The sequence below is a fragment of the uncultured Polaribacter sp. genome (genome assembly GCF_947503855.1).
Taxonomy (GTDB): domain Bacteria; phylum Bacteroidota; class Bacteroidia; order Flavobacteriales; family Flavobacteriaceae; genus Polaribacter.
The window spans coordinates 82,598-90,752 of record NZ_CANNFF010000012.1; the positions used below are offsets into that span (position 1 = coordinate 82,598).

At 29.3% G+C, this 8,155-nt stretch carries 11 protein-coding genes; 8 read left to right on the plus strand and 3 right to left on the minus strand.

The features are described from left to right. Positions 1-317 precede the first annotated feature (317 nt). A complete protein-coding gene (locus Q0662_RS11055) occupies positions 318-929 on the minus strand; it encodes a DUF1684 domain-containing protein (protein ID WP_298949720.1) in 612 nt (203 codons plus the stop codon). 104 nt (positions 930-1,033) lie between these two features. Then, on the minus strand, positions 1,034-2,092 hold the full coding sequence (locus Q0662_RS11060) for a branched-chain amino acid aminotransferase (RefSeq protein WP_298949722.1): 1,059 nt from the start codon (positions 2,090-2,092) through the stop codon (positions 1,034-1,036). A 120-nt stretch (positions 2,093-2,212) separates the two neighbouring features. Between Q0662_RS11060 and Q0662_RS11065 the strand changes: the two genes are divergently transcribed. The 6 genes from Q0662_RS11065 (at position 2,213) to Q0662_RS11090 (ending at position 6,763) form a co-directional block, all read left to right on the plus strand. Then, a complete protein-coding gene (locus Q0662_RS11065; RefSeq protein WP_298949724.1) occupies positions 2,213-2,719 on the plus strand; it encodes a DUF4920 domain-containing protein in 507 nt (168 codons plus the stop codon). A 277-nt stretch (positions 2,720-2,996) separates the two neighbouring features. Further along, positions 2,997-3,665: a tRNA (5-methylaminomethyl-2-thiouridine)(34)-methyltransferase MnmD gene (gene mnmD / locus Q0662_RS11070; protein ID WP_298949726.1), complete on the plus strand. Its 669-nt coding sequence runs from the start codon at positions 2,997-2,999 to the stop codon at positions 3,663-3,665. A gap of 16 nt (positions 3,666-3,681) precedes the next feature. Then, positions 3,682-3,813 (plus strand): hypothetical protein, encoded by a 132-nt coding sequence (locus tag Q0662_RS11075; protein ID WP_298949728.1) that lies wholly within the window; start codon positions 3,682-3,684, stop codon positions 3,811-3,813. Between the two features lie 414 nt (positions 3,814-4,227). Beyond that, complete coding sequence (gene ruvC, locus Q0662_RS11080; protein ID WP_298949729.1) at positions 4,228-4,782, plus strand: crossover junction endodeoxyribonuclease RuvC; 555 nt, start codon at positions 4,228-4,230, stop codon at positions 4,780-4,782. Further along, positions 4,782-5,909: a radical SAM family heme chaperone HemW gene (gene hemW / locus Q0662_RS11085; RefSeq protein ID WP_298949731.1), complete on the plus strand. Its 1,128-nt coding sequence runs from the start codon at positions 4,782-4,784 to the stop codon at positions 5,907-5,909. Before ruvC ends, hemW begins: the two co-directional genes overlap by 1 nt. Positions 5,910-6,013: 104 nt before the next feature. Continuing rightward, positions 6,014-6,763 (plus strand): cyclase family protein, encoded by a 750-nt coding sequence (locus Q0662_RS11090; RefSeq protein WP_298949733.1) that lies wholly within the window; start codon positions 6,014-6,016, stop codon positions 6,761-6,763. Positions 6,764-6,821: 58 nt separating this feature from the next. Here the strand turns inward: Q0662_RS11090 and Q0662_RS11095 are convergent, their stop codons facing one another. Beyond that, complete coding sequence (locus Q0662_RS11095) at positions 6,822-6,968, minus strand: hypothetical protein (RefSeq protein ID WP_298949735.1); 147 nt, start codon at positions 6,966-6,968, stop codon at positions 6,822-6,824. A gap of 65 nt (positions 6,969-7,033) precedes the next feature. On the opposite strand from Q0662_RS11095, the gene Q0662_RS11100 reads away from it, so the two are divergent. Beyond that, positions 7,034-7,402, plus strand: coding sequence for an MmcQ/YjbR family DNA-binding protein (locus Q0662_RS11100; RefSeq protein ID WP_298949737.1), 369 nt, complete (start codon positions 7,034-7,036; stop codon positions 7,400-7,402). Beyond that, positions 7,403-7,960 (plus strand): 5-formyltetrahydrofolate cyclo-ligase, encoded by a 558-nt coding sequence (locus tag Q0662_RS11105; RefSeq protein ID WP_298949739.1) that lies wholly within the window; start codon positions 7,403-7,405, stop codon positions 7,958-7,960. The last annotated feature ends 195 nt before the right edge of the window (positions 7,961-8,155 follow it).

Below are 8,155 nucleotides of genomic sequence, written 5' to 3' on the forward strand. Positions count from 1 at the left end.
TTGGTTGAATCGCTTTCGAGATCTCATTTTAAATAAGAAGCTTATTAACTAATTTGTAACTCTTCAATCAGAAGGAAATTATGCAATCATTACCGTTAAAAACGGAAAAGTTAATGCAATTTCTCATGAAGTGATTGAGGTGTTAAATACTAGTTTAGATAAAGTTGAAAGAGAGTATAAAGTTGGTACAAGTTTATCTCTGCTTGAAGTGGCATCCTTTTTCTGTCAGTTCGAGTGATTACGTTTTTTAGTGTAATTGTATCCAGAACAAAAGAAAAAAGTTATAGCGGAAAGCAGAAAATAGCCTCAAAAAAAGTTTAATGTTTATCAAAAACTTTAATTCCAGCTTTTATCTCTAAATCTAAATGATTTTTTCTGGGTGTTAATGGGCAAGAATATTTATTGTTATAAGCACAATAAGGATTGTAGGTGTTGTTAAAGTTTAGCGTTATTGTGTTGTTTGAAATATCTGTGGTTTTTATATCCATGTAACGTCCACCTCCATAAGATTCGTTTCCGGAAGTATTGTCTGTAAAAGGCAGAAAAAGGTAATCTTTATAGACTTCATCTTCTAGATTATCTTGATTTTGATAAATAGTTAATGTGCAATTTTTTCCTTTTAACGTAAAGGTTACAACGCCAAATTCTTTGTAAAGTGCTTTTCTGTCTGTAGTAGTTGGCATCTCAAAAACAGGCGTATTTTTAGCTCTCTTTAATTTGGCAGTTATTATATAAGTTGAATCTACAGGGAAAAAATCTAAACCTTTAAATTTTTTTAAATCCTTCTTTTTTAATGGCGATTTTGAGGCGTCTTTAAAGTACGCATTTTCTTTTTTTTGATATTCAGTTTCGCCAACCAAAGCTCTTTTGTCTCCAGAGTTACAGGACAGCATTAAAAACAGCGAAATAAAAAGTAAGTATTTGTGCATTTAAAGGTTTTAAAAATGTTGAAACCATTTTATACTTCCACAAGAAATTAAAAGAGTGGATTATAGCTAAAAAAATAAATTTAGTAACATAATAATATACTTTATTATTTTACTAAAACTCTCCAACCATAAGGGTCTTCTGCTTTGTTTGTTTGTATATCTGTAATAGCTTTCTTTAAAGTAGTTGCAAAAGGTTTTTCTAATTCCGGTAAATCATAATCTACACCTTTAAAACCAAAACCAGCAATTGGCGAAATTACTGCAGCAGTTCCTGCACCAAACATCTCTTTTAAACTTCCTGCTTGAGCAGCTGCAATGACTTCAGAAACAGAAATTTTACGAACTTCTACATCAATGTTTTTGTCTTTTGCAATTTGAATGATACTTTTTCTTGTAATACCATCTAAAATTCTGTCACTTGTTGGACTCGTAATTAAAGTATCGTTAATTCTAACAAAAATATTCATAGCACCAGCTTCTTCAATATACTCATGTGTATTGTCATCTGTCCAAATTACTTGGTTGTATCCTTTATCAATGGCTAATTGAGTTGGATAAAACTGAGCAGCATAATTACCCCCAGCCTTTGCAAAGCCAACACCACCATTTGCAGCACGTGCATATTTTTCTTCAATTAAAACTTTTACTTTTCCAGCAAAGTAAGCTCCAGAAGGTGCTGTGCAAATACATAACTTATATGCGTCTGCAGGCGATGCATGAAAACCATTTCCAGATGCAAACATAAAAGGTCTTATGTATAAAGAACTACCTTCATTTGTTGGTATCCAAGCTTCATCAATCTTTAATAATGCTTTTAGTCCACTCATGAAAATTTCTTCAGGAATTTGCGGAATTACCAAACGCTCTGCAGATTTATTTAAACGTTTACAATTGTCTAGAGGTCTAAATAAAAGTGTATTTCCATCTGTGTCTTTATAGGCTTTCATACCCTCAAAAATAGACTGTCCATAATGAAAAATTTTTGCTGCAGGACTTAAAGAAATTGGTGCAAAAGGCTCTATAACTAAATCTTGCCATTTACCGTCTTTAAATGTACAAGTTAACATATGGTCAGAAAAAACACTTCCAAAAGGCAAATTATTAAAATCTACACTCTCTATTTTAGATTTTTCAATACGCTTTATTTGTATAGTAGAACTCATATTTTTGTCGATTATATTTCTATACAAATGTACATAATTTATTTATCTGATGTCATATAAAAAATCTAGTTTTCTTTATAAATTTCTTACATTTGTATGAAATAGTTAAATAAAAATAAGATGAAATTAGCCGTTAATTTTTGTGCTACGATACTTTTAGTTTTTACATCTTGTAAAGAAGCAAAAAAGAAAAATAATAAAGTAGAAACTCCAAATATAGAGATTGCTTATACATCTTATGGAGATAAAATTTCTGAAAACAATGCTTTAACAAAAGAGCAAATGCTTACAAAATTTGAAACCATGAATGTTGGTGATACTGTAAACGTAAAATTTGCTTCTAATATTAAAGAAGTGTGTTCTAAAAAAGGTTGTTGGATGAAGTTGCCTTTGGTAGATGAAACAGAAACTATGGTGCGTTTTAAAGATTATGGTTTTTTTATGCCTCTAGATTCTCAAGGTAAACAGGTAATTGTAGAAGGTAAGGCATTTGTAAAAATTACACCTGTAGATCAGCTAGAACATTATGCCGAAGATGCAGGAAAAAGTAAAGAAGAAATAGCCAAAATTACAGTGCCAAGAAAAGAGTTTGCTTTTGAAGCAAATGGTGTTTTAATAAAGAAATAATAAAGTTTTTTTAGTATTATTTTTTTATTTAGATCTAAAAGTAAGTCTATCAAAAAGGGTGTCATTACAAAAGGTAAAGTTTGTAAAACATCAAAAAAAACAGCAGCTTTAACGCTTAAAATGTTTGATGTAATTTTAGAAAACAAAATATTAACCTTAGAAAGAAAAGACCCTTTGGTATAAAATATAATGTTGCTGTAAATAGTTGTATTTTTTGTCATAAAACAATTTGTATAGGGTCAATACCAATAATTAAAAAATCACTAATTCTATTATATTGAAAAGAGAAATTTTAATAACCTCAGATGGTTCTTCTACCATACATTTACCAGACTGGAATGAGCAGTATCACTCAAAAAACGGTTCAATTAACGAAACTTATCATGTTTTTATAAAGAGTGGTTTACAGCAAGTTGCTGCAGATAAAGTTGCTATTTTAGAAATTGGTTTTGGCACAGGTTTAAACTGTTTTATCACTTATTTAGAAGCTCAAAAAGAAATCGATTATGTGGGTGTAGAAGCTTACCCAGTTACTGCAGAGGAAGTAGAAAAAATGAACTTTATTAAAGTTTTAAAAGCAGAAAAAGAGCAAGATGCTTTTTATAAAATTCACGAAGTTTCTTGGGAAGAAAAACAGCAAATTTCACCTCATTTTTCACTCACAAAAAGAAAACAATTTTTTGAAGATATAGAAGATGAAAATGTGTTTGATTTAATTTATTTTGATGCATTTGGTGCACGTGTACAACCCCAATTATGGACTGAAGAAATTTTCTTAAAAATGTTTAATGCTTTAAAAGAAAACGGTATTTTAGTAACGTATTCTGCAAAAGGAAGCGTTAGAAGAGCTATGCAAGCAGTAGGTTTTACAGTAGAGCGTTTGCCGGGGCCTCCAGGAAAAAGAGAAATGTTAAGAGCTAGAAAAATAACAACTCAAAATCCATAATTTTAAATTCGTTTACATGGAATTCAAAAGAAAATTCGGTAGAAAAAAACAAGCAAAACCTAAAAAAGGCCTCTTTTTGGTTATTTTGTTGGCCATTGCGTTAATACTTTGGTTTAAGGCAGATGCCATTATGGAAGCTCTATTTTAGGGTTTTTTCTAAAGTGTTTTTCTGCTTTATGTAACCTCTTTTATCTGATGTTCTTTATACAATTATGCAAAAAAACGTAATCACTAGAACCAACCCTAAAAAGGATGCCACTTCAAGCAGGGCTATGCTTGTTTGCTAATTATTTGAACTAATAATTGCTTTTTTTATTTCTAGAAACCAGTTAAAAAAAAATAAAAAGATTAAGAAAGTAGATCTTTGAATAAAAAAATCTAAGTTCTTTTTGGAAATTTATTCATCAAAAAATAAAATACCCACAAACAAATACAGCCGTTAGTTCTATTATCAACCAAAAGAATTGTTTAGATTTGTAGAAAAGCGAGCTGAACATCTCGTTTAAAGTAACAAATAATCGTCAGTAAAAAAGGCGTAATAAAGTAAAACAACTCTGCGATTTTGCCCACAGAAAAAATAATTTTAGGGATCGACCCAGGAACAACCATTATGGGTTTTGGTTTGATAAAAGTAGTTGGTAAAAAGATAGAATTTATTCAAATGAACGAATTGATTCTAAAAAAATACGATGATCATTATTTAAAATTAAAACTAATTTTTGAACGCACAATTGAGTTAATAGATACCTACAACCCAGATGAAATTGCCATTGAAGCACCATTTTTTGGTAAAAATGTACAATCGATGTTAAAGTTAGGTAGAGCACAAGGAGTTGCTATGGCTGCTGGTTTGTCCAGAGAAATTCCGATTACAGAATATTTACCTAAAAAAATTAAAATGGCAATTACAGGAAATGGAAGTGCTAGTAAAGAGCAAGTTGCTTTGATGTTAAAATCGCTTTTAAATTTAAAAACTTTACCAAAAAATTTAGATGCTACAGATGGTTTGGCTGCTGCAGTTTGTCATTTTTATAATTCAGGTAGAGTTGTGGGTGGTAAAAATTATACAGGTTGGGCTAGTTTTGTAAAGCAAAATGAGAAGAGAGTTAAGAAATAATGTCAGGAATCTACATTCATATCCCTTTTTGTAAACAGGCATGTTTTTATTGCGATTTTCACTTTTCTACTTCTTTAAAAAAGAAAGAAGAAATGATTGGTAGTTTAATTAAAGAAATAAAATTAAGAAAAGACGAATTGCAAAATGAAATAGTTGAAACAATCTATTTTGGAGGTGGAACACCATCTGTTTTAACAACTGACGAAATTAAGCTTTTAATTGAAGCTATTTATACTAGTTTTGAAGTAGTAGAAAACCCTGAAATTACTTTAGAAGCAAATCCAGATGATTTATCTGAAGAGAAAATTATAGCACTTTCCAAATCGCCCATAAATAGATTAAGTATCGGGATTCAATCTTTTTTTGAGAGAGATTTACGTTTAATGAATCGTGCTCACAATACGGTAGAAGCAAAAAAATGTTTGGAGGTTGCTACAGAATATTTTAAAAATATTTCTGTAGATTTAATTTATGGAATTCCAGATTGTACTCATGATCAGTGGCGTAAAAACATACAAATAGCTTTAAGTTTTGGGGTGCCACATATATCAAGCTACGCTTTAACAGTAGAACCTAAAACCACTTTAGAGAGTTTAATTAATAAAGGGAAAATTAAAAATGTTGATGAAGAAAAAGCAGCAGAACAATTTTATATTTTAATAGCAGAACTAGAAAAAGCAAATTTTATACATTACGAATTGTCTAACTTTGGTAAAGACGGTTTTTTTAGTAAAAACAATTCAGCTTATTGGTTAGGCAAAACTTATTTAGGTATTGGTCCTTCTGCGCATTCTTTTGATGGGAAACAACGTAGTTGGAACGTAAGAAATAATACAAAATATATAAAATCTATACAAAAAAACACGTTGCCCATAGAAAGAGAAATATTGTCTAAAATAGATATTTATAACGAATATGTTATGACAGGTTTAAGAACAATTTGGGGAGTTTCTTTACAAAAAATATCAGCCGATTTTGGCAGTATTTTTTTAGAGTATATAGAAAATCAATCAAAAAAATACATACAAGATCAATTATTAAGCATTGAAAATGGAGTTTTAAAGGCTACAAAAAAAGGAAAATTTTTAGTAGATGGTATAGCATCAGATTTATTTATGATTTCATAATTATTTATAAAAATGCTTTGATGTATAGTTTTTAAATAACAATTAAAAACTTATATTTGAGATTACAGGCACAAAACAATCAACAAGAACAAGCTTAACATTAAATGAAAGCAATAATAGAATACAATTCAAGAAAAATTACGGTAGATATCTCTAATCCTATTGATATTTCTATACCTATCGATCCTAAAAAAAAGAATGTAAATGCTTTATATATAGAGGGGCCAAAGATTTTTCCACAAGAGTTTGATGGTGAGGTTGTAAAAGTTTCTGAAGGTGCCGTAGTTAATTTTAATAACATACATTTTAATCCACATTCTCATATTACACATACAGAATGTGTTGGGTTTATTACAGATAAAGTACACTCAGTAAATAAAAATTTAAAATATTTTATTTTTTTAGCAGAAGTGGTTACTATTGCTCCTTTGTTTCATAATGGAGATTTTATAATTGGAGTTAAACAGCTAACAAGAGCCTTAAGAAATAAAAAAAGAGATGCCATAGTAATTAGAACTTTACCTAATTTAGAGGATAAAAAGAGTATGCAATACTCTAATACAAATCCAACTTATTTATCAGAAAAAGCAGCAATTTATTTAAGAGAAAAAGGGATTAAACATTTGTTAATTGATTTACCTTCAGTAGATAAAGAGAAAGATGAGGGTAAGCTTTTATCTCATAATGCTTTTTGGAATACAGCAGGCAAAGTAAGAATGGATGCAACTATTACAGAGTTTATTTATGTGCCAAATACAGTAGAGGATGGTGAGTATTTACTGAATTTAATGATTGCACCTTTTGAAAATGATGCCACTCCAAGCAAACCTGTTTTGTACGAGATTATAAAGTAAGTTTTGTCTAAAAATCTTCTAATTTATTTAAATACATTATTTCTTTAAAAATTTCTCATTAGTTTATTCTATAGATATTTAACCACTCTTTAGAAGTTGTTGTATGGGTAAGTTCAATGTCAGAAATAGCTTCGTACTTCGTGTTTTGATAGCTTTTTTTAGAATAACTAATTAGAGAAGTGTTTTGTAAAAACTCGTTTTCCATTTAAATAATAATTGTAAATTTGATAGATAAAGATACTTTTTAAATTATAAACAAACGCATAATTAATGCATATAGAGCAATTAAGAGATTATTGTATTGCTAAAAAAGGAGTTACAGAACATTTTCCTTTTGATGATGTTACTCTAGTTTTTAAAGTGATGGGAAAAATGTTTGCACTTTCTGGATTAGATAAATGGGAAAAGGGCGAAGAAAAAATAAATGTAAAGTGCAATCCAGATAGGGCACAAGAGTTAAGAGGAGAATATGAAGGAATTAATCCTGGTTGGCACATGAACAAAAGATTATGGAATACAGTAACCATTAATTCTAGCGATGTTTCTGATGATTTGGTTAGAGAACTAATAAATCATTCTTACGATTTAGTCGTAAAAGGTTTAACTAAAAAAATGCAAGCCGAATTAGAAAATTTGTAAATGAAAAAGCAAACTTTAAGAAATATTTACAAACAAAAACGAGCCGATTTATCTCTTTTAGAAATAAAAAAGTTACAACAAAACATCTATCAACAAATTTATAGTTTAGATATTTCTAACATTAAAACTGTACATCTATTTTTGTCTTTAGTAAAATTTAAAGAGATAGATACACAACCTATTATCAACTATTTTAGAGAGCAGAATAAAGAGATTGTAGTTAGCAAATGCAATTTTAAAGACAATACTTTAGCTCATTTTTATTTAGATGAAAACACAAAATTAGTACTCAATAAATTTGAGGTTCCAGAACCCGAAGATGCAAAACCAGCTTTAGAAAAAGATTTAGATTTGGTATTTGTACCACTTTTAATTTCTGACAATCAAAACTTTAGAGTAGGTTATGGCAAGGGTTTTTACGATCGATTTTTAGCAAATTGTAGAAAAGATTGTAAAAAAATAGGGCTTAATTTTTTTGCGCCTATTGCCAAAATAAAAGATGTAGATAATTTTGATATTCCTTTAGATCACATTATTTATCCAAAGCCTTTAGTTTAAATAATAAATTAGGGTTTGGACAAATACTTTTCCAATAGTCAATTTCACTTTCGTAAGCCACACCAGGAAAATCATTTTTAAAATCTAACAAGGTTAGCATTATTTGAAAATGCAAGTGTGTACTTTCCTGAAATAGGTTGACTAAAAATTCATCAATTAATGATAGTCACTTATGAAAAATCAAAATGAACACTG